The 20,941-nt window shown below is 44.6% G+C and carries 17 protein-coding genes and 2 tRNA genes; 4 read left to right on the top strand and 15 right to left on the bottom strand.

Annotated features, from left to right (window positions below; genetic code table 11):
• Positions 1-2: 2 nt before the first annotated feature.
• The 9 genes from nusA to rlmE all read right to left on the bottom strand — a co-directional run bounded on the left by nusA (position 3) and on the right by rlmE (position 7,964).
• Entirely contained in the window at positions 3-1,490 is a 1,488-nt protein-coding gene (nusA, locus tag H2O73_RS07735) for a transcription termination factor NusA (RefSeq protein WP_182108271.1), read from the bottom strand.
• Positions 1,491-1,524: 34 nt separating this feature from the next.
• Positions 1,525-1,980 (bottom strand): ribosome maturation factor RimP, encoded by a 456-nt coding sequence (rimP, locus tag H2O73_RS07730; protein ID WP_182108270.1) that lies wholly within the window; start codon positions 1,978-1,980, stop codon positions 1,525-1,527.
• A gap of 210 nt (positions 1,981-2,190) precedes the next feature.
• Positions 2,191-2,267 (bottom strand) — tRNA-Met (locus tag H2O73_RS07725).
• A gap of 56 nt (positions 2,268-2,323) precedes the next feature.
• Positions 2,324-2,407 (bottom strand) — tRNA-Leu (locus H2O73_RS07720).
• Between the two features lie 11 nt (positions 2,408-2,418).
• Positions 2,419-2,757: a preprotein translocase subunit SecG gene (gene secG, locus H2O73_RS07715; RefSeq protein ID WP_182108269.1), complete on the bottom strand. Its 339-nt coding sequence runs from the start codon at positions 2,755-2,757 to the stop codon at positions 2,419-2,421.
• A gap of 247 nt (positions 2,758-3,004) precedes the next feature.
• Positions 3,005-4,345 (bottom strand): phosphoglucosamine mutase, encoded by a 1,341-nt coding sequence (glmM, locus tag H2O73_RS07710; protein WP_182108267.1) that lies wholly within the window; start codon positions 4,343-4,345, stop codon positions 3,005-3,007.
• Positions 4,346-4,365: 20 nt separating this feature from the next.
• Complete coding sequence (folP, locus tag H2O73_RS07705; protein ID WP_182108394.1) at positions 4,366-5,196, bottom strand: dihydropteroate synthase; 831 nt, start codon at positions 5,194-5,196, stop codon at positions 4,366-4,368.
• Between the two features lie 51 nt (positions 5,197-5,247).
• The gene (ftsH, locus tag H2O73_RS07700) at positions 5,248-7,227 is read right to left on the bottom strand and encodes an ATP-dependent zinc metalloprotease FtsH (protein WP_182108265.1); all 1,980 of its coding nucleotides are present in this window, start codon (positions 7,225-7,227) and stop codon (positions 5,248-5,250) included.
• A gap of 107 nt (positions 7,228-7,334) precedes the next feature.
• Positions 7,335-7,964 carry a 23S rRNA (uridine(2552)-2'-O)-methyltransferase RlmE gene (gene rlmE / locus H2O73_RS07695; RefSeq protein ID WP_182108263.1) on the bottom strand — a complete coding sequence of 210 codons (630 nt, stop codon included), beginning with the start codon at positions 7,962-7,964 and terminating at the stop codon, positions 7,335-7,337.
• Positions 7,965-8,103: 139 nt separating this feature from the next.
• Between rlmE and yhbY the strand changes: the two genes are divergently transcribed.
• On the top strand, positions 8,104-8,400 hold the full coding sequence (gene yhbY / locus H2O73_RS07690; protein ID WP_182108262.1) for a ribosome assembly RNA-binding protein YhbY: 297 nt from the start codon (positions 8,104-8,106) through the stop codon (positions 8,398-8,400).
• Between the two features lie 64 nt (positions 8,401-8,464).
• Here yhbY and greA read toward each other — a convergent pair whose 3' ends face one another.
• The gene (gene greA / locus H2O73_RS07685; RefSeq protein WP_182108393.1) at positions 8,465-8,938 is read right to left on the bottom strand and encodes a transcription elongation factor GreA; all 474 of its coding nucleotides are present in this window, start codon (positions 8,936-8,938) and stop codon (positions 8,465-8,467) included.
• Between the two features lie 526 nt (positions 8,939-9,464).
• Here greA and H2O73_RS07680 point away from each other — a divergent pair.
• Complete coding sequence (locus H2O73_RS07680; RefSeq protein WP_182108260.1) at positions 9,465-10,526, top strand: porin; 1,062 nt, start codon at positions 9,465-9,467, stop codon at positions 10,524-10,526.
• Positions 10,527-10,627: 101 nt separating this feature from the next.
• Complete coding sequence (gene dacB, locus H2O73_RS07675) at positions 10,628-12,055, top strand: serine-type D-Ala-D-Ala carboxypeptidase (protein ID WP_182108258.1); 1,428 nt, start codon at positions 10,628-10,630, stop codon at positions 12,053-12,055.
• Here the strand turns inward: dacB and H2O73_RS07670 are convergent.
• Positions 12,034-12,879 carry a magnesium transporter gene (locus H2O73_RS07670; protein WP_182108256.1) on the bottom strand — a complete coding sequence of 282 codons (846 nt, stop codon included), beginning with the start codon at positions 12,877-12,879 and terminating at the stop codon, positions 12,034-12,036. The genes dacB and H2O73_RS07670 overlap by 22 nt on opposite strands.
• Before the next feature lie 405 nt (positions 12,880-13,284).
• A complete protein-coding gene (gene tyrS / locus H2O73_RS07665) occupies positions 13,285-14,472 on the bottom strand; it encodes a tyrosine--tRNA ligase (protein WP_182108254.1) in 1,188 nt (395 codons plus the stop codon).
• A 128-nt stretch (positions 14,473-14,600) separates the two neighbouring features.
• Between tyrS and shyC the strand changes: the two genes are divergently transcribed.
• Positions 14,601-15,887, top strand: a complete 1,287-nt coding sequence (shyC, locus tag H2O73_RS07660; protein WP_182108252.1) for a peptidoglycan DD-endopeptidase ShyC — start codon at positions 14,601-14,603, stop codon at positions 15,885-15,887.
• 54 nt (positions 15,888-15,941) lie between these two features.
• Here shyC and H2O73_RS07655 read toward each other — a convergent pair whose 3' ends face one another.
• From H2O73_RS07655 to erpA, 3 genes are all read right to left on the bottom strand, one after another.
• Entirely contained in the window at positions 15,942-19,064 is a 3,123-nt protein-coding gene (locus H2O73_RS07655) for an efflux RND transporter permease subunit (RefSeq protein WP_182108250.1), read from the bottom strand.
• 8 nt (positions 19,065-19,072) lie between these two features.
• The gene (locus H2O73_RS07650; RefSeq protein ID WP_182108248.1) at positions 19,073-20,179 is read right to left on the bottom strand and encodes an efflux RND transporter periplasmic adaptor subunit; all 1,107 of its coding nucleotides are present in this window, start codon (positions 20,177-20,179) and stop codon (positions 19,073-19,075) included.
• A gap of 263 nt (positions 20,180-20,442) precedes the next feature.
• The gene (erpA, locus tag H2O73_RS07645; protein ID WP_182108246.1) at positions 20,443-20,784 is read right to left on the bottom strand and encodes an iron-sulfur cluster insertion protein ErpA; all 342 of its coding nucleotides are present in this window, start codon (positions 20,782-20,784) and stop codon (positions 20,443-20,445) included.
• Positions 20,785-20,941: the final 157 nt, after the last annotated feature.

Genomic DNA, 20,941 nt, shown 5'->3' with positions numbered 1-20,941 from the left:
AGTTATTCTTCTTCTCCGAACCAACAAATGTTACGCGCAGCCATAATAAGCTCACCTGCTCGCTCGTCCGTTAGTCCTTCGATACCTTCTAAGTCATCGATACCCTGGTCAGCTAGGTCTTCTAGTGTAGCGACACCTTTAGCTGCCAGTTTGAATGCCATTTCACGTTCTAGACCTTCAAGGGCTAGTAAGTCATCTGCAGGTTCCAAACCGTCAAACGACTCTTCTTGCGCAAGAGCAAGCGTAGTTAGTGCTTCTTTCGCTCGGCTGCGCAATTCTTCGATGATCTCTTCGTTAAGACCGTCGATTTCTAGAAGCTCACCTACAGGTACATAAGCGATTTCTTCTAGAGTAGAGAAACCTTCTTCAACAAGTAGTTGTGCAAAGTCTTCTTCAATATCTAGATACTTCATGAAGTTTTCTAGTGACGCTTGAGATTCTTCAGCGTGTTTCTTCTGTAGATCTTCAACCGTCATTACGTTCAGTTCCCAACCAGTTAGTTGAGATGCTAAACGTACGTTTTGACCGTTACGGCCAATTGCTTGCGCTAGATTATCAGCTTCAACAGCGATGTCCATTGCGTGTGCATCTTCATCAACGATGATTGATGCTACATCAGCAGGAGCCATTGCGTTGATAACGAATTGCGCTGGGTTATCGTCCCAAAGAACGATATCAATACGCTCACCGCCAAGTTCGCCAGATACTGCTTGTACACGCGCACCACGCATACCAACACACGCACCAACTGGGTCGATACGACGGTCATTGGTTTTTACTGCAATTTTCGCACGTGAACCTGGATCACGAGCCGCGCCTTTCAATTCGATGATTTCTTCAGCGATTTCTGGCACTTCTACGCGGAACAGTTCAGCCAGCATTTCTGGCTTAGAACGTGTAATAAACAGCTGGAAGCCACGAGCTTCTGGCGCTACTTTGTAAAGTAGACCACGAACACGGTCACCTGGGCGGAAGTTTTCACGTGGAAGTTGGTCATCACGTAGGATTACCGCTTCTGCGTTGTTACCTAGATCCAGTACGATAGTTTCACGGTTAACTTTCTTAACCACACCAGTCACTAGCTCGCCTTCGTTGTCCATGAACTGTTCAACGATTTGTGCACGTTCAGCTTCACGTACTTTTTGTACGATAACTTGTTTCGCTGTTTGAGTTGTAATGCGGTCAAATGTTACTGACTCGATTTCATCTTCAACATAATCGCCCAATTGAACAGTTTCGTCATCATAACTTGCTGCTTCAAAAGAGATCTCTTTTGTTGGGAATTCAACTTCTTCAACAACTAACCAACGACGGAAAGTTTCAAATTCGCCAGTTTTGCGGTCAATAGCAACACGAACGTCGATTTCGATTTCGCGTTTTTTCTTAGTAGAAGTAGCCAGAGCGATTTCTAGTGCTTCGAAAATACGCTCACGAGGAACACCTTTCTCGTTTGATACTGCCTCTGCTACCGCTAAAATTTCTTTACTCATTTTAATTAGCCTCTAAGCTTTAATTTTTAGGGACCTAAAATTTAGGGATCAGGTTAGCTTTGGAAATGTTGCTTAACGCAAACTGCTCTTCGTTACCTTCAACAGTAACAGAGACGGTTTCACCATCGATAGATTGGATAGTACCTTTCCATTTACGACGATTACCTACAGCCATCTTCAAAACGATGCTCACCTCGTGACCAATAAATTGCTCGTAGTGCGCAGCTTTAAATAGTGGTCTTTCTAGACCAGGAGATGAAACCTCAAGGTTATACGCTACTGAAATAGGATCCTCTACATCTAGTACAGCGCTTACTTGATGGCTAACTTCTGCACAAGCGTCCACATTAATACCATTTTCATGATCAATGTAGATACGAAGTGTTGAGTGCTCACCTGCACGAATAAATTCTAATCCTACTAACTCGTAGCCTAATGCTCCTACTGGAGCGTCAAGCATTTCAGTAAGTTGTCTTTCTAAACCAGTCATTTGAACCACTCCAGAAACAAAAAAAGGGCATAGAGCCCAATTTAAATTCCAAGCAAGATCTAAAAATTCTGTTACGAAAATTTAGATAATAAAAAACCCCGAAAAAGTCGGGGTTTTTTATTGCTGGACCCTGATGCGTTAAACAGTAGCTGTTTAACTCGCAAAACAAAAGTAAATCGCTTTGCGCAAACTTGACCTATCCAGAAGGATTGGTTGCGGGGGCCGGATTTGAACCGACGACCTTCGGGTTATGAGCCCGACGAGCTACCAAGCTGCTCCACCCCGCGTCCGACTTGCTGAGCATTATACGCTCAATAAGAGGTTTTACAAGTTTGTAAATCAATGGTGCCGAGAGAGGGACTCGAACCCTCACACCATAGGCACTAGCACCTCATGCTAGCGTGTCTACCAATTTCACCATCTCGGCAGCGTAATCGCTTATTGCGGGATTTCTTCGCTCAAAGGAGCTGGAACATCACTCGCTACATCATCAGCAACTTGCTCAATAACTTGACCTTGAGTCGGGTCAACCCACTGAGATTCAGTTTTATGAGTTGACATGTTACCTAGCACTAGGCTGATGACAAAAAATACTGTTGCAAAAACTGCAGTCATTCGGGTTAAAAAATTACCTGAGCCGCTTGCGCCAAACACTGTGTTTGATGCGCCTGCACCGAATGAGGCTCCCATATCTGCGCCTTTACCTTGTTGAATCAACACGAGGCCGATTACACCAACCGCTGCCAACAGGTAAATCACAAGTAGAACTGAAAACATGTTGTCCACCTATGTTCCAAATTGTTAGGCCAGCGCCGCTCGAAATTTAATTCCAGAACAAGGCTAGCGACCTCCTTTATGAAGGCGGAGCAATACTAGCGAAACAGACCAACGCTGACAAGAGAAAATTACCAAAAAAGCACAACTTGAGATTCAAACGGTCAAAAAAAGGGCAATATGGAATTTCTTCCATCAATAAACAGATAAGGGGCTTAATATTCCCCTTATCGTTATTGAGGTTAGTGTTCTAAAAACTGGCCTTCACTGCGTCGGCAATTTTAAGTGCTGAGCTTTGTACCAATTCCGCATCCTCACCTTCGACCATAACACGGATCAATGGCTCGGTACCTGATTTACGCAGCAGTACTCGCCCTTTGTCGCCTAAAGCGGTTTCAACATCGATAACTGACTGTTTTACTGCTTCCGCTTCCAATGGGTTTGAGTCACCACTAAAACGTACGTTTTCTAGTACCTGCGGGTACAAGGTCATGCCTTGAGACAACTCATTTAGTGATAGATCACTGCCGACAACCGAAGCTAGGACTTGCAGCGCAGCAACAATGGCATCACCCGTTGTCACCTTATCGAGCAAAATAACATGACCAGAGTTCTCTGCACCAATCTTCCAGCCCTTCTCCATCAGTTTTTCCATCACGTAGCGGTCACCGACTGCTGCGCGTAGAAATGGAATTCCCAACTGTTTAAGACCGTTCTCCATGCCAAGGTTGGTCATTAAGGTACCAACGACACCACCTTTTAACTCGCCACGGCGTAGTGCATCACGAGCAATGATGTAAGCAATTTGGTCGCCATCCACTTTGTTTCCTAGGTGATCAACCATAATAATACGGTCACCATCACCATCAAAAGCCAAACCTAGATGAGCACTTTCAGCGACAACGCGCTTTTGTAGTGCACGTACATCCGTTGCACCCACTTCGTCATTGATATTGATACCATTTGGCTCAACACCCATAGCCACCACTTCTGCACCAAGCTCTGAAAATACTGCTGGGGCAATGTGGTAAGTCGCACCATGAGCGCAATCAACCACGATTTTTAAACCTGCTAGGCTAAGCTCTGAAGGGAATGTGCTCTTACAAAATTCAATATAACGACCTGCCGCATCTGTTAAGCGAGTTGCTTTACCTAACAAGGCTGACTCAACGCATTCGATGTCTTTATCCAGCTCTGCTTCAATTGCCAACTCAACATCATCTGGCAGTTTAGTACCTTCAGATGAAAAGAACTTGATGCCATTGTCGTAATAAGGGTTGTGTGATGCCGAAATCACAATGCCCGCTTCCGCACGGAAGGTTTGGGTTAAATAAGCAACCGCTGGGGTTGGCATAGGACCGGTAAAGGTCGCTTTCAAACCAGCCGCCGCTAAACCAGCTTCTAATGCCGATTCCAACATGTAGCCTGAAATACGAGTATCTTTACCGATGATGACTTTTTTGGTGCCTTGCTTTGCCAATACTCGACCTGCAGCCCAGCCAAGTTTTAGTACGAAATCTGGAGTAATAGGGTACTGTCCAACTTTGCCACGAACTCCGTCGGTACCAAAATAACGTCTTTTGTCAGACATGATATTTCCTTTATTTTTATTTATTGATTGTCCAAGGTGGCGATCACCACCTTGATTGCATCAAGCGTTTGTTCAAAATCGTGCACTCGAATAATCTGCGCGCCTTTCATGGCGGCTATGGTAGCGCAACTTACACTGGCTGCAACACATTCAGCTGGCGTTTTATCCAATAGTTTAAACAACATCGATTTTCGGGACATCCCTGCGAGCACAGGTAAGCCAAATTGATGGAAAGCTTCGAAGTTCGCCAGCATGTGGTAATTATGCTCTAAGGTTTTACCAAAGCCAAAACCCGGATCTAAGATGAGTTGCTCACGCTGGATACCAGCCGCTTCACAAGCCGCAATGCGCTCTTGTAGGAACTCACCCACCTCCTGCATCAAATCATCGTAGTGAGGGGCTGATTGCATGGTACGAGGCTGACCTTGCATATGCATCAAACAAATAGGTAAACCGGCTTCGGCAGCCACTTCTAATGCACCCGGCTCTCGCAGAGAACGCACATCATTGATCAAATCAGCACCGGCTGCGATAGCTTGTCGCATCACTTCAGCTTTACTAGTATCAATAGAGATCCAGACATCATGCTGCTGACGAATCGCTTTGATAACCGGAATCACCCGTGCGAGCTCATCTTGCAATGACACATCAGGCGCCCCAGGTCTAGTCGACTCGCCACCAATATCAATAATGGTCACTCCCGCCGCAATCATTTTCTCAGCTTGAAGCAGTGCATTATCAAGTGTGCTGTACTTGCCACCGTCTGAGAATGAATCAGGCGTTACGTTGAGAATCCCCATCACTTGTGGCTGAGAAAGATCGAGGATTTTATTATTGGCTTTAATTTTCATCATAAATAGAAAAACCCCGGGTTTCCCCGGGGTTTATTGTTTCATACTCAATTATTCAGAGTCTTTTTTCTCTGCCGCTTCAGTAGAAGTGCTTTCTTGAGAAGGCGATTGCTCAGTTGGTTCAACTGGCTCATCTTGCTTCTCTTGCGCTTCTGGTTTCGCTTGAGGTTTCTCTGATGGTTTATCGTCAGATTTATTGCTTGGGCTATCACCCCAGCCTGCTGGTTCGCGAATCTCTGCTCTACGTTCCATTAAATCATCGATTTGACCAGCATCAATAGTTTCATACTTCACCAGCGCGTCTTTCATCGCATGCATAATATCCATGTTTTCTTCTAGGATTTTACGCGCACGATCATAGTTGCGGTCGATAAGAATACGAACTTCATCATCAATCAGCTTAGCCGTGTCATCAGAAACGTGTTTCGTTTGCGTTACGCTACGACCCAAGAACACTTCGCCTTCATCTTCTGCGTACAATAGTGGACCCAATTTTTCAGAGAAACCCCATTGTGTCACCATCTTACGCGCGATATCAGTTGCACGTTCAATATCGTTTGAAGCACCCGTTGATACATTGTTTGCGCCGTAGATAATTTCTTCAGCCAAACGACCACCGTACAAGCTAGAGATCATAGACTCTAGATGTTGGCGAGTCATGCTCACACGGTCTTGCTCTGGTAGGTACATAGTTACACCCAACGCGCGACCACGAGGAATGATAGACACTTTGTACACTGGATCATGCTCAGGAACTAAACGACCAACAATCGCGTGACCTGCTTCGTGATAAGCCGTCGACTCTTTAGTTTCTTCAGAAAGAACCATTGAGCGGCGCTCAGCACCCATCATGATCTTGTCTTTCGCCAGTTCAAATTCAACCATTGATACATTGCGCTTGTTACCGCGCGCCGCAAACAATGCTGCTTCGTTAACTAGGTTAGCAAGATCTGCACCAGAGAAGCCTGGTGTACCACGAGCAATCAGCGACGGTTCAACACCATCACCAAGTGGTACTTTACGCATGTGTACTTTAAGAATCTGCTCACGACCACGAACGTCTGGTAAACCAACGACCACTTGACGGTCAAAACGACCAGGACGAAGTAGTGCTGGGTCAAGTACGTCAGGACGGTTGGTTGCAGCGATAACGATGATACCTTCGTTACCTTCAAAACCATCCATCTCAACTAGCATTTGGTTCAGTGTTTGTTCACGTTCATCGTGACCACCACCAACACCAGCGCCACGTTGACGACCCACAGCATCGATTTCATCGATAAAGATGATACAAGGCGCGGCTTTCTTCGCTTGTTCAAACATGTCACGCACACGAGATGCACCCACACCGACAAACATTTCAACGAAGTCAGAACCTGAAATAGTAAAGAACGGTACTTTAGCTTCACCAGCAATCGCTTTTGCTAACAAAGTTTTACCTGTACCAGGAGGACCGACCAACAAAATACCAGTTGGAATTTTACCACCTAGTTTTTGGAATCGGCTTGGATCACGTAGGTAATCCACCAGTTCTTTCACGTCTTCTTTTGCTTCATCACAACCTGCAACATCAGAAAACAGTGTTTTGATCTGCTCTTCGCTCATCATTCGAGCTTTGCTCTTACCGAAGGACATAGCGCCTTTGCCGCCACCGCCCTGCATTTGACGCATGAAGAAAATCCATACACCAATCAGTAAGATCATTGGGAACCAAGAGATGAAGATAGTACCTAGTAGGCTTTGCTCTTCTGGTGGAGTGCCTTGTACTTTCACATTTTGATTGATTAGGTCATCAAGAAGCTTCTGATCGTAAACTGGCATGTAGGTAACATATTTAGTACCGCCGCCACGACGAACGAAAGAAATCTCGCCATCTTTAAAAGTTGCTTCCTGAATCTGGCCTTGGCCAACTTCCTGTACGAATGTAGTGTAATCAACCGCTCTGCCGCTATTTTCACTAGGCCCAAAGCTCTGGAAAACCGACATCAACACTACAGCGATAACAAGCCACAGAATTAAATTTTTTGCCATGTCACTCAAGGTGTCAGCCTCGCGATAACTAATTGTAATTAAAGGTAGGGTACTACAGTTCTTAGACTGTAGCTATAGTGTTAACGACCGCTTAGATAAGCAAATAGTTAACCTTTGTAACCAGTGGCTACAATAAAGACTTCTCTTGAGCGAGCTCGCGAAGAGTCTGGTTTTCTAATCTTTACGGTGTTGAACATTTCACGAATATCTTTCACGTATTGATCAAATCCTTCTCCCTGAAAGACTTTTACGACAAAGCTACCATTTGTGGCTAGAACTTGTCGACACATATCCAACGCTAGTTCAACTAAATACATAGCTCTTGGTTGGTCGACTGAGTTATTACCCGCAATATTAGGCGCCATGTCTGACATTACAACATCCACCATTGCTGGTTGGATTCTTTCGAGAAGCGCTTCTAGTACAGCATCGTCGCGAAAGTCACCTTGTAGAAAACTCACACCAGCAATTGGGTCCATTGGAAGCAAATCACATGCAATGATTTGACCTTCTTCTCCTACAATCTTAGCAGCATATTGAGACCAACCGCCTGGAGCTGCACCTAAATCGACGACAGTCATCCCAGATTTCAACAATTTATCTTTTGCTTGGATCTCTTCGATTTTGAAATAAGCACGAGAACGGTAGCCTTTTTTACGCGCTTCATTCGCATACTTATCGTCAAAGTGTTCCTTTAGCCAACGACCCGAACTGGCCGAATGTTTTTGTTTACTCATTTTAATCCCAATAAGGCACAAATTTGGAGCTATTGTTGTAATAGGCCAAGCCTATTGCTCAATAAATTATAGTCTTCCGCAATAGATGGCGCTAAAATAGCTTTTTTCAACCCTTATTCTATAGAAAATTGGCCGCGTAATGAACCTAAGCACCAAACAAAAGCAGCACCTAAAAGGCCTAGCGCACAGCTTAAAACCTGTCGTGCTACTAGGCGCAAATGGACTAACGGAAGCTGTTCTAGCGGAAATTGAAATCGCACTGAATCATCATGAACTAATTAAAGTTAAGATTGCCTCTGAAGATCGTGAAACTAAAGTTTTGATCGTAGACGCTATTGTTCGTGAAACAGGTGCCGAGAAAGTACAAGTGATCGGTAAGACACTTATCCTTTTCCGTCAAACTGAAGAGCGCAAAATCGAGTTACCACGTAAGTAATAACTTGTTTTTGTCGCAATAAAAAAGGTCGCCTAGGCGACCTTTTTGCGTTTTGAAATAACGATTAGATGTAAGCAACTTGATCGATTTCAAAATCACGCTCGCCACCTGGCGTAGAAATGACAACTTCGTCACCTTCCATCTTACCAATCAGACCACGAGCAATAGGAGAGCTTACAGAAATGCGTCCGCTCTTAATGTTAGCTTCATCTTCACCAACGATTTGGTAGGTTTTTTCTTCTTCCGTGTCACAGTCAATCAGAGTCACGGTTGAACCGAAGATAACTTTACCTGTGTTTTCCATTTTGGTTACGTCGATAACCTGAGCCACTGATAGCTTATATTCGATATCACGAATTTGTGCTTCGCAAATACCTTGCTCTTCACGAGCTGCATGATACTCAGCATTTTCTTTCAGATCACCCAACTCGCGAGCTTCAGCGATCGCTTCAGAAATTTTTGGACGAAGCTTTAATAGTCTGTCTAATTCTAGGCGAAGTTGCTGTTCGCCATTTGCAGTCATTGGAACCTTTTCCATCATATACCTCTATCCCAAAGCATGCTTTGGACAAAATAAAACTACCCAGCTCCAAGAAGCTAGGTAGTCGATACACTCATTAATTTATTCTAGTGTAAACAAACTTGCCTGCTAAATCATCTTAATTCCATTTGTGTCTTTGCTGTTCTTACCTCTCGTCACATTTCTCTCAATGAACAATGTAAGCGCTTACCTTTTGTTAACTCAAAAAGAATAAAAAAAACAAAATTCTCACTCAAATCCAAACCCAGCAAAAATCCAATAAAAATAGTATAAAAACAAACAGCTAATACACTTCTAAATAAAATAAAACACTGTTCATAATCCAAATTTATATCGTTTTACTAACCCAGTAAGGAACTTTGACGGTAAAACTTGACTCACGAAATGCCACGCTCTCAACGTATTGATTTATAAAACACCAAACGTATGCGTGACACCCAGTGGAGAGATTGAAGCTTGAATGGACAATGCGGCTTCATTTCTCAATTACATGATTTATGGACAATAAATTAGGACTTATAAGATGAACAAAACTCTGATTGCCTTAGCAGTATCAACTGCTGCTCTTGCTGCCGGTGCAAACGCTACTGAACTCTACAACCAAGATGGTAATTCTCTAGAGATGGGCGGTCGTGCAGAAGCGCGTCTATCTTTAAAAGATGGCAAAGCTGAAGATAAAACGCGTGTACGTCTAAACTTCCTAGGTAAAGCTCAAATCACCGACAACCTATACGGTATCGGTTTCTACGAAGGTGAATTTAATACCAATGACGACGGTCGAGCAACAGATACAGATGCCAACGACCTAACTAACCGTTACGCATACGCTGGTCTTGGCGGTACATTCGGTGAAATCACTTACGGTAAAAACGATGGTGCACTTGGCGTTATCACAGATTTCACTGATATCATGGCATACCACGGTAACTCTGCAGCATACAAAATTGCTATCGCAGACCGCTCTGACAACATGATTTCATACAAAGGTCAATTTGCGGACCTAGGCGTGAAAGCAAGCTACCGTTTTGCTGACCGTATCGATGATGCTCAAACTGGCGGTTACACAGATAACGATGCCGATGGTTACTCACTATCTGCAATCTACGCGCTAGGCGATACAGGCGTTAAGCTAGGTGCAGGTTACGCAGATGGTAATCAAGCAGTTAAAAGCGACCCTTCTACTGATAACTACGATGTACTACTAGATCGTAGCGAATACATGCTAGCGGCATCTTACTCTATCAATGATCTATACTTCGCAGGTACTTTCGTTGATGGTCAAGACAAAGACAAAGCAACTGGTGAAAAAGTTGATAACACTGGTTACGAGTTCGCAGCTGCGTACACAATGAACCAAACTGTGTTTACGACTACTTACAACTACCTAGAAGCGAAAGACAAAACAACTGGCGACAAGCACGATGCAGCGGACAACATTGCTATTGATGCAACTTACTACTTCAAGCCAAACTTCCGTGGTTACGTATCGTACAACTTCAACCTGCTAGATGAAGATACAGCGAAAGGTATCACTAAAGCAGATGCAGAAGACGAACTAGCACTAGGTCTACGTTACGACTTCTAATTGCTGACTATAAGTCACAAACATTAAACGCCTGCTCGCTTGCAGGCGTTTTTTTTATATACTCAAAACACAACTCGTCTAATTGGCTAATCAAACTCGCTATGTTTGCAACTCTACGTCTGCTTTTTACCTGTGCTACAGGTTTACTTTCATTAAATTGCTTCGCTTACGCACCACTCGACCATTTACCGTCAGGCAGCCGAGTTTCAATCGCGATTGAACCTTTGAATAGTGAAACGCCCTACTTAACCACGTCCAATCGTGAACAGTTTTTCCCCCCTGCAAGCACGCTTAAAATCGTCACGGCACTAGCAAGTAAACTCGCCTTGGGCGATGAATTTCAATTCAAAACAGAGCTGCAAAGCAATCAGCGAGATTTAGTTATTCGATTCAGTGGTGACCCCACTCTTACCCGCGATCATCTCAAACAATTGCTGCAGCAAGCTAAGCAACAGGGTATCAGCCATGTTCGTGGTGATATTTGGTTAGACAATAGTGCCTTCACTGGCTACGAAAGAGCCATTGGTTGGCCATGGGATATTATCGGTGTCTGTTATAGCGCACCGTCTTCGGCGATCACCTTAGATGAGAACTGTGTACAAGCGTCAATTTATAGCAACGATAATGGTACCACTCGAGTTTATACACCTGAGCACTTTCCAATTTACGTCACTACCGCCGCTAAAACTGTCTCCAAACAGCAGCAAGAGTCCACACGCTGTGATCTTGAATTACAAGTATCCCCTGACAATCACTACCAATTACAAGGGTGCTTAGTTGAGCGCAGCAAGCCTCTTCCGCTAAGATTTGCCGTGCAAGACCCGTCGCTATACACGCAAAGAACGCTGCATAGTTTGCTCACTCAGCTTGATATCAAACTGGATGGCAATATTCGCATCGGCTCACCAACGCAAAATCACTTTCAATCGGTTGCTACTCATTACTCCGTCAAACTACCTGAGTTGCTGCAAACCATGTTGAGAAAATCGGACAACCTCATCGCTGATAACTTAACTAAGACGCTTGGCGCACAACACTTTGCATTACCAGGCAGTTATGGCAATGGCACCCAAGCAATCAAAGAGGTGATTTTACAACACACGGGTATTGATCTGGCTCGTAACAAGATTACTGATGGTTCAGGCTTGTCACGCAACAACCGATTCACCAGTGAAGATATGGCGTCGATCTTACGTTATATATGGCAACACGATGAGCAACTGGGCTTGATTGCACTGATGCCAAGTTCTGGCGAGAACGGTACGCTTAAATATCGCACTAGTATGCGAAAAGCTCCGATTAAAGGGCAACTGATCGCCAAAAGTGGTTCAGTTTATGGCAGCTACAATATGGCAGGGTTTGGCTTAGATAAGAATGGCAAACCATCAACACTGTTTATTCAGTTTGTCGCGGATTACCTACCGATGAAAAAAGGCGATGGTAAACCTACCATCGCCCCTATTAGTCAATTTGAACAACTGTTCTATCAAGATGTGATTAAGTTCAGTCAGCTCAAACCTAAAAAGTAGTTAACCACGCTGAAATAAATCCACATTCCTGAAATATCGACGATTGATGCAAGTACTGGGCTCACCAAAACGGCAGGGTCCAGTTTGCATACTCGAGCAAGGATCGGTAGCACCCCACCCAATGTGGTTGAGATGGTCACTTGCACAAATAAAGCAATCGCAATCGCTAACGCAACGGTATTAAGGTCAAACCCACCAGCACTATTCGGTTGGCTGAAGAACAGCACTCTAGCCACAATCACCAGTGCAATCGCCAGCCCTAGGCAGATCGCCACACGGCTCTCTTTCCATACGACAGATAACCATTGGCGTTTACGTAGCTCACCTGTCGCTAGAGCTCGTATCACCAAGGTGGCAGCCTGTGTGCCCGTATTACCACCAGCAGCAGCGATAACTGGCATATACACCGCCAGCAATACCAACTGACTTAACGTATCTTCGTATTGCGCGATGATCAGCCCTGAGACAATCCCCATCAACGCCAAACCGATGATCCAGCCAATTCGCTGTTTTACATGATCAAGAACCGACGTCGCCAAATAACTTTGGCTCGGCATCACTTCAGAATAAATTAAACCTAATTGATGCGCATAATGGCGCGCGAGTTTGTCTTTTCCTTGCAGCTCAAGCTGCGAGATAAGTTGTTGAACATAACCCAGCGAGCAGTGCTGCAAAATAGCCACAGCTTCTTCGATAGGCATTACCGTCAGAAGATGGACTTGTTGGGGTTGCTCATATTTTAAAAATGCATTCCGTGCCGCACCGATTTCCTCAATAGAGAAATTGGCTGCGTTTTCCATATAGATGTCATTCATTACCGTCATGGCGAATCTCCCGATTAGCTTAAGGTAACGACCATCAAATATAACGTTAAATAGGCTCTCGCTATCACGCGCTATTGCTTAATTCAAGGCACACAAAGAGCCCCGCTTACAATAGTGCAAACGCTATATTGGAATCTAGAAAGAGTGGAGAAAAACAGAGAGGATCAATAGAAACTCTACCCGATGGGCAGAGACGGAGAGTCGCAATACCAAAGCGGGTTTATTTTTCTCCCTTCATACTAGGGGGATGGTCGGTATTGTTCATAAAAATCTCCAATTCACTGCGTTTTTCGCAGCGCGCGAATAATAACAAAACTGTGCTGAAAATACAGGCGGTTTTGTGCTATTTAGCGATAAAAAAAAGCGCCGATAACGGCGCTTTATCAATCTGTGTATATCGATTCGTTATTTAATCGTAATACGAGCAAATTTACGTTTACCTACTTGGAATACATAGGTGCCTGACGCTGGAGTCAGTTTGGCATCGGCTACTTTCTCACCATCCATCTTCGCCGCGCCTTGCTTAACCATGCGCATTGCATCAGAAGTAGAAGCACAAAGACCCGCCTCTTTTAGCAAGTTAGCCACAGGTGTTTCCGCGTCGAATTCAAACTCAGGCATTTCATCTGGAATTTGGTTCTTAGCAAAGCGGTTAATGAACTCTTGCTCAGCTGCATCAGCGTCCGCTTCAGTGTGGAAGCGAGCAATGATCTCTTTTGCAAGTAGGATCTTGATGTCACGAGGGTTTTTACCTTCTGCAACGTCAGCTTTGAACTGCTCAATTTCACCTAGTGGGCGGAATGATAGCAACTCATAGTAGCTCCACATTAGATCATCAGAAATTGACATGATCTTACCAAACATTTCGCTTGGTGCTTCGCTGATACCAATGTAGTTATTTGCCGACTTAGACATCTTCTTCTCGCCATCTAGACCAACAAGAAGAGGCATCATCAATACCGCTTGAGGTTTCTGACCATTGGCTTTTTGCAGTTCGCGACCCATTAGTAGGTTGAACTTCTGGTCAGTACCGCCAAGCTCTACATCAGTTTCCATTGCAACTGAGTCATAGCCTTGAAGCAGCGGATACATAAACTCATGAATTGCAATTGGCTGACCGCCAGCATAACGCTTTTTAAAATCATCACGCTCAAGCATGCGAGCAACAGTTAAGCTCGATGCCAAGCGAATCATACCCTCAGCGCCTAGTTCAGATAGCCACTCAGAGTTGAATGAAATCGTCGTTTTAGCAGGATCGAGAATCTTAAATACCTGCTCTTTGTAGGTCTCTGCGTTTTGTAGAACTTGTTCGCGGCTTAGCGGTGGACGAGTGGTATTTTTACCAGACGGGTCACCAACCATCGCAGTAAAGTCACCAATCAGGAAGGTCACTTCGTGTCCAAGCTCTTGGAACGTGCGCAGTTTATTAAAAATCACTGTATGACCCAGATGGATATCTGGAGCTGTTGGATCGGCACCAAGTTTGATGCGTAGAGGGCGACCCTCTTTCAGCTTTGCAATCAGTTCATCTTCAGGGATCAGTTCTTCTACACCGCGCTTAATCTCGGCCAGTGCTGCTTCAATACTCGCCATTCTTGTTCACTCCCACAGATTTGGCAAAAATTTGATAATTTCACATCTTACTTGAATAGCGATGCTTTTTGAAACCAGTTAGACTAGTCAGCTAGCTTTTTTTGTCGAATTTTTAATACGGACATACGATGTTGTCTCATTTTGCTCGCCTGCCAAGGGTTCATCGAGTTTTAATCATCCTGTTTATCGTTTTGATTGGCGCCGCTTTGGCATTGCCAGAACCTAAATCCTTACGCGAAGAAAAAGGGTTATATCAATTGGGTCAGGCGTACCCAGTAGAAATTAACCCTGCCAATCTTGCCATTCAAGCAAGTACCACATCACTATCTCAACTTCGCTGGGAAAAATTTACCGTTGGCTCTGGTGAGAGTGCTGCGATTGTCTTCCAGCGTGCTGACCTTTCATCTCGACTGCTTTACAACCTTACGACCGCCAGCAAAGAGATCAAACAGCAATTAACCAAACTGAGACCAGGCGACGTACTTAAATTTGGTTTTAACGCCGATGATGAACTGATCCAAATTAAGCGTCCGATTAATGCTTACCAAGCCTATGTCATCACCAAAACCGCTGACAGTTATAAAGGCGGCATCGAAGCAAAAGAAGTTAATTACCAATATAACTATGCTGAAGCCTCTATTACCTCCAACTTCTGGAATGCTGCTATCAGCGCGGGGCTAACCGCAAACCAAATTATGGAATTAGCTGGCATCTTCGGTTGGGATATCGACTTTGCACTTGATATTCGCTCAGGCGATAGCTTTAAAATTCTTTACCAAGAAAAGATAGTGGAAGGTGAAGTGGTTGAACGCGGTCAGATCATTGCGGCTATTTTTACCAACCAAGGTGATACTTTCAAAGCCATCTTAGATGATAAAACGGGTAACTACTTCGATGAGAATGGTCGAGCAATGAAGAAGGCATTCTTACGCTCCCCCCTCGATTTCCGTCGAGTGACATCTAATTTCAACCCAACCCGCCGCCATCCAGTGACGGGGAAAGTTCGCGCTCACCGAGGCACAGACTACGCTGCACCGGTTGGTACACCTATTTGGGCTGCAGGTGATGGTATCGTACAGAAGTCGAGTTACAACCAGTTCAACGGTAACTATGTGTTTATTAAACACAGTAATACCTACATCACCAAGTACCTACACTTAACTCGCCGCATGGTTAAGACCGGACAACGAGTGAAGCAAGGACAAACTATCGGCACATTAGGCGGGACAGGTCGAGTGACCGGACCTCACCTTCATTATGAATTCTTAGTGAATGGCGTACATAAAAACGCGAGAACAGTGAAACTGCCGCAGTCGAAATCTCTGGTAGGTAAAGCCAAGCAAACCTTTATGGCCAATGCCGATATCAGATTGAAAAAGCTTGATCGCTACCGTGAGCTACTGGCTTATAACTGATTCAATACTCTATGTATGACTTGTAAAAAGCGCTGGATAACCAGCGCTTTTTGTTTAGTTAGCCTCAACGAAATCAGGCTCACTCATTTCCTCTTCTGGTATTTTATTTCGCCCTAACATCAACAAGCACGGCGTTAATACCAAGGTCAGCAATGTCGCAAATGCCAAACCACCAGAAACAGCAGTGGCGAGTTGTGACCACCACTGCGTGCTTGGTGCACCAAACTCAATTTTCTGATTGAGCAGGTCGATGTTCATTTCCAATACCATTGGAAGCAAACCAAGAATAGTGGTCACTGTGGTGAGCAATACTGGTCTCAAACGCTGTACGCCCGTGCGTAGGATAGCTTCTTTTTTCTCTAAGCCACGACGACGTAATTGGTTGTAGGTATCAATCAATACAATATTGTTGTTAACCACAATACCCGCAAGAGCGATGACGCCAATCCCAGACATAACCACACCAAACGGTCGCTGGAAGATCAGCAAACCTGCAAATACCCCTACCGTTGAGAACAATACCGCACTCAAAATAAGAAATGCCTGATAGAAGCTGTTGAACTGAGTAATCAAAATCAGCGCCATCACTACTAAGGCGACTAAGAAAGCATTTTGCAAAAACGCAGAGGAGTTTTGCTGCTCTTCATTTTGCCCACGTAGCTTAAACTCAACCCCACTGGCAAATTCAATTTCACTCAATGCCTGCTCAATCTTAGGCAACTCTAGAGCTAGGTTATAGCCTTCTTTGATATCCGCCTTAATGCTAATAATACGGTGCCCGTCAACGCGATGAATCGTATCTTGTTTGTGGTCAGGCACAATACTGGCAAAATTGGTGATCGGCACCATACCAAGTGCGGTTTTGACACGCAGCTCATCAAACTTACCAATGTCGCGCTTATCCTCAGGGTAGCGAACGATGATATCGACTTCTTCGGTTGAATCATCAGGCAAGTAATCCCCTATCGTGAGTCCATTGGTAACAAACTGAACCGTATTGCCCACTAAGGTAGCATCTGCCGCAAAACGAGAAGCATCGTCACGTCGAATATCGATCTGCCAATCAATCCCCTCTTTACTAGAGTTATCGCTGATATTGGTCAACGCAGCATGATTATTCGCCCAATCTCGAACTTGTTTTGCCGCTGCGTCCAATTCACTGAGGTTAAGTGATGACATTTCAATCACCAAATCACTTTCCACAGGCGGTCCGGCATCTGGGAATTTGTATTCGATTTCAACCCCGGCATATTGATCAGTTTGGTGCTTAAGCTCTTCAATAATATCTTTCACTTTGCGGCGATACTGCCAATCGACAGGGGTAATTTGGATTTGACCAATTTCATCGTCGCCACCTGTTCGGGTATAGACACTTTCAAATTCATCATGCCCCAACATCAACTGCTCAATATCACGCATGATGTTATCTTTCTCATTGATCGAAAGATCACCATAAGAACGCACTTTGACAGTAAAAAATGGCGGATCGACTTCAGGGAAAAATTCTGCTCCTAAGCCCGCTTTGTTGTACGCTGCCCCCACACCAAAGGCCAGTGCTATGGCGAGCAACAAAATCTTAATTGGGTGTTTAAGTGCAACATTGAGGGTGTGGAAATAGAGCTTGGTAATGCCAGTGGCTTGCGTGAAGTCACCATCATGTAGCGCAACCATTTTCTTGCGGCTCTCTGATGTAACATTTTGTGGTTTACCAAATAATCCACCCAATACCGGTACAAACAACATTGCCATCACCAGTGACGCCGCTAGTGTCGCTATCAGAGTGAGCGGCAAATATTTCATAAACTCGCCAGTGATATCAGGCCAAAACAGCAGTGGCGCAAAGGCCGCTAACGTTGTTGCTGTGGAGGCGGTAATTGGCCATGCCATCCGTTTGGCTGCATCTCGATACGCTTGCTTCCTTGGCGTGCCTTCTTGCATCCGCCTATCTGCAAACTCCGTTACCACGATAGCGCCATCAACCAACATCCCGACCGCCATAATAAATGAGAATAGGACGATGATATTGATAGTGATACCGAACACGGAAAGCGCAAGTAGCCCTGCCAAAAATGAACCGGGAATTGAGATACCGACCAACATCGCCGTACGCATTCCCAAGATGGCGATAATGACAATTACCACCAAAATGATCGCCGATAAAATGTTGTTTTGCAGATCATTAAGCATCATTTTAACGTCGTCCGACTGATCCCAAGTGTATTTCACCAGCAGATTATTCGGCCATTCTGGGCTTTTTTGCGCTTCAGTCAGCACCGCTTTAACCAGCGCGACAGTTTCAATAATGTTCTCTCCCGCTCGCTTGCTGACATCAAGCACGACGGCGGATTCGCCATCTAAGCGGGCGTAACTTTCAGGGTCACGAAATGCACGGCGCACAGTGGCCACATCGGCAAATGTGATCACTTGCTTACCATCGACTTTGATCGGCAGTTCAAGTACATCTTTGATTGAGTCGAACACCGATGGGACTTTGACCGAAAAACGTCCATAGCCCGTATCAACAAAACCGGCAGCAACCACTCGGTTGTTCAGCGCAACCAAGTTATAAATATCAGCCTGATCGAGACCATAGCTTTCCATCAATAGCGGGTCGACAATGATCTCAACGATGTCTTCACGATCACCAGCAATATTGACTTCCAGAACTTGGCGATAGCTTTCCAATTTATCTTGTAATCGACGAGCAATTTGCACAATGGTCCGTTCCGGCACTGTGCCATATAGAACCAATGACAATACCGGCTCTTCCGATGCCAACGTTACTTCATTCACGGTTGGCTCATCGCTATCAGCTGGCAGTTTCGGCTTTGCCAAATCCACCGCTTCACGCACATCAGCCATCGCTTTATTGAGATCCATGCCAACGGAAAATTCCAACATCACTGACGCGTGACCTTCAGAAGCCGTTGAGGTCATTTCCTTAACCCCTTCAATTGAACGCAGTTCTTGTTCTATCGGACGAACCAATAATCGCTCTGCATCAACAGGAGATATTCCTTGGTGACCAACAGAAACGTAGATAATTGGAATAGTGATATCAGGGCTAGATTCTTTAGGAATGGTGATATAAGTGATCACGCCAGCGATCAGAATGAACACCAGCAATACCAACATAGTTCGCGTACGCGACAAAGCAGCATCAATGAGAGTAAACATACTGCCTCCTACTGGTAAGATTCCTGATTTTGATTTAGAACAGCAATCACTTGATCCCCGTCCCTAACAAAACCTTGCCCTGTGGTGATGATGCTCACTTGCTCCCCAAGCCCAGTCAGCCACACCCCATCTTGCTCAGCTTTCACGAGCTGAATGGGAATAAACTTGATTTTGTCGTCATCGACCAGGGTTTTAACGCCTAAATTGCCCACTTCATCCAATGCCAACATGGCAGGCGTCACCTTAACTGCCAACTGATCTTTGAGGTTCAATTCAACTTCGGTGCTTACACCTGCTGGAATGAGTTGTTGAGGGTTATCCACTTCAATTTCGATTGGGAAAGTATTGGTCGCTGTGGAAGAAACGCGTGCAATATAGCGAACACTCCCGGTAGTCTCTTGACCGTTGATAAAACGAACCATCGCACTCTGGTTCAATTTGAGGTCTTGAATGTGACGTTCGCTTACATCCGCCTCAATGATGATTTTTTCGAGATCGATCAGAGTCGCAACCGGGTCTCCGACGCCAACAAAATCACCTTTTTCAATAAATAGATAATCAACAATGCCATCAAATGGCGCTGTCACTCTGGTATTACGTAGTGCCAGTTTCGCGTTAGTCACCATTGCTTTGGCTTCCACGAGCGACGCTTGTGCGTTAGCAAAAGCAACTTCACCTTGCAGTCCTTTACGCTTTAAGGATTGTGCCGCTTTAAATTCCTTTTCTCTCACCGCCAGCATGGCTTGTGCGCGCTGCAATTGTATTTCAAGATCACCGGTATCTATCCGTGCAATCACTTGATTCCGCTCAACTCTATCGCCTTTCTTTACCTGCAAAGATATGATTTTTCCTGCAATCTCTGCCCCCAGCTTAGCTTCACGATCGGGCGCGGTTCTACCATAGAGGTCGATAGTCTTATGGGTCGATTGGGCTTTAAATGTTTGAAAGGCAACTTTTGCCAGCGGAACGGGTGTCTCTTTACCTTGCTTAGGTGGTGGATTCTCTTCAGAGTTCGAGTGACCCAGCGCTAACCAAGTCCCCAATATCACCACCAAAATTAGCGAGATAAAATAAGGTCTTACTGATAAAAAACGAAAGAGAGATAACTTAGCCATAATAATCCTTGTACTTCAGAAGCAAACATCCAGTGCGCTTAAGATCCCTTTTTACTGTTTTTTATCATTTTTTGTTCAAAAAGGACGAAGCTAGTTCTTAGCTAGGGCTAGCATAACAAGGCTGAGCGAGATGACAAGTTTACAAAAAGTACCGTTTAGTTTAACAGACGCAAACATGATACTGGTCGTAAAATAAACAGCTTTATGCTGTGGCGTAAAAAAAGCTGCCTATGGCAGCTTAATCAATTAATGACACTTCTTGCTTACACGCTAAATGACGCACCGCAACCACAAGTTGTTGTGGCATTTGGGTTGTTAACAAAGAAACGCGAACCTTCCAAACCTTCCATGTAGTCAACTTGACCACCGATTAGGTATTGAAGACTCATTGGGTCAACCACTAAGGTCACACCACTGTTAACGATTGTCGTATCACCTTCGTTAACGTTTTCATCAAATGTGAAACCGTACTGGAAACCACTACAGCCACCACCAGTGATGTACACTCGTAGCTTCAAATTTGGATTTTCTTCTTCAGCAATCAGAGTGTTAACACGCTTTGCTGCCGCATCAGAAAATGTTAGGGGAATATTGGCTTCGCTCACACCGACCTCTCTCACTTGTCTCTACTGCTTACTAGCACCAATGTTTGGTCGTCTTTTGCACAGCAGTTTTGTTTTATTGATTTAGATGATTATCTAATACCTGAGTGCAGCGTTCAAGTATTCACCACGAATGATTGATTTCAGACTGTTTCAACCA

The organism is Vibrio marinisediminis (genome assembly GCF_014050145.1).
Taxonomy (GTDB): Bacteria; Pseudomonadota; Gammaproteobacteria; order Enterobacterales; family Vibrionaceae; genus Vibrio; species Vibrio marinisediminis.
The sequence above is the reverse complement of the archived record's forward strand: the minus strand, read 5'-3'. Positions and strand labels throughout refer to the sequence as shown.

Bases quoted from the DNA above. Each gene is read 5' to 3' on its own strand.
- nusA (WP_182108271.1), bottom strand. From the start codon at position 1,490: ATGAGTAAAGAAATTTTAGCGGTAGCAGAGGCAGTATCAAACGAGAAA.
- rimP (WP_182108270.1), bottom strand. From the start codon at position 1,980: ATGACTGGTTTAGAAAGACAACTTACTGAAATGCTTGACGCTCCAGTA.
- secG (WP_182108269.1), bottom strand. From the start codon at position 2,757: ATGTTTTCAGTTCTACTTGTGATTTACCTGTTGGCAGCGGTTGGTGTA.
- glmM (WP_182108267.1), bottom strand. From the start codon at position 4,345: ATGTCTGACAAAAGACGTTATTTTGGTACCGACGGAGTTCGTGGCAAA.
- folP (WP_182108394.1), bottom strand. From the start codon at position 5,196: ATGAAAATTAAAGCCAATAATAAAATCCTCGATCTTTCTCAGCCACAA.
- ftsH (WP_182108265.1), bottom strand. From the start codon at position 7,227: ATGGCAAAAAATTTAATTCTGTGGCTTGTTATCGCTGTAGTGTTGATG.
- rlmE (WP_182108263.1), bottom strand. From the start codon at position 7,964: ATGAGTAAACAAAAACATTCGGCCAGTTCGGGTCGTTGGCTAAAGGAA.
- yhbY (WP_182108262.1), top strand. From the start codon at position 8,104: ATGAACCTAAGCACCAAACAAAAGCAGCACCTAAAAGGCCTAGCGCAC.
- greA (WP_182108393.1), bottom strand. From the start codon at position 8,938: ATGGAAAAGGTTCCAATGACTGCAAATGGCGAACAGCAACTTCGCCTA.
- H2O73_RS07680 (WP_182108260.1), top strand. From the start codon at position 9,465: ATGAACAAAACTCTGATTGCCTTAGCAGTATCAACTGCTGCTCTTGCT.
- dacB (WP_182108258.1), top strand. From the start codon at position 10,628: ATGTTTGCAACTCTACGTCTGCTTTTTACCTGTGCTACAGGTTTACTT.
- H2O73_RS07670 (WP_182108256.1), bottom strand. From the start codon at position 12,879: ATGACGGTAATGAATGACATCTATATGGAAAACGCAGCCAATTTCTCT.
- tyrS (WP_182108254.1), bottom strand. From the start codon at position 14,472: ATGGCGAGTATTGAAGCAGCACTGGCCGAGATTAAGCGCGGTGTAGAA.
- shyC (WP_182108252.1), top strand. From the start codon at position 14,601: ATGTTGTCTCATTTTGCTCGCCTGCCAAGGGTTCATCGAGTTTTAATC.
- H2O73_RS07655 (WP_182108250.1), bottom strand. From the start codon at position 19,064: ATGTTTACTCTCATTGATGCTGCTTTGTCGCGTACGCGAACTATGTTG.
- H2O73_RS07650 (WP_182108248.1), bottom strand. From the start codon at position 20,179: ATGGCTAAGTTATCTCTCTTTCGTTTTTTATCAGTAAGACCTTATTTT.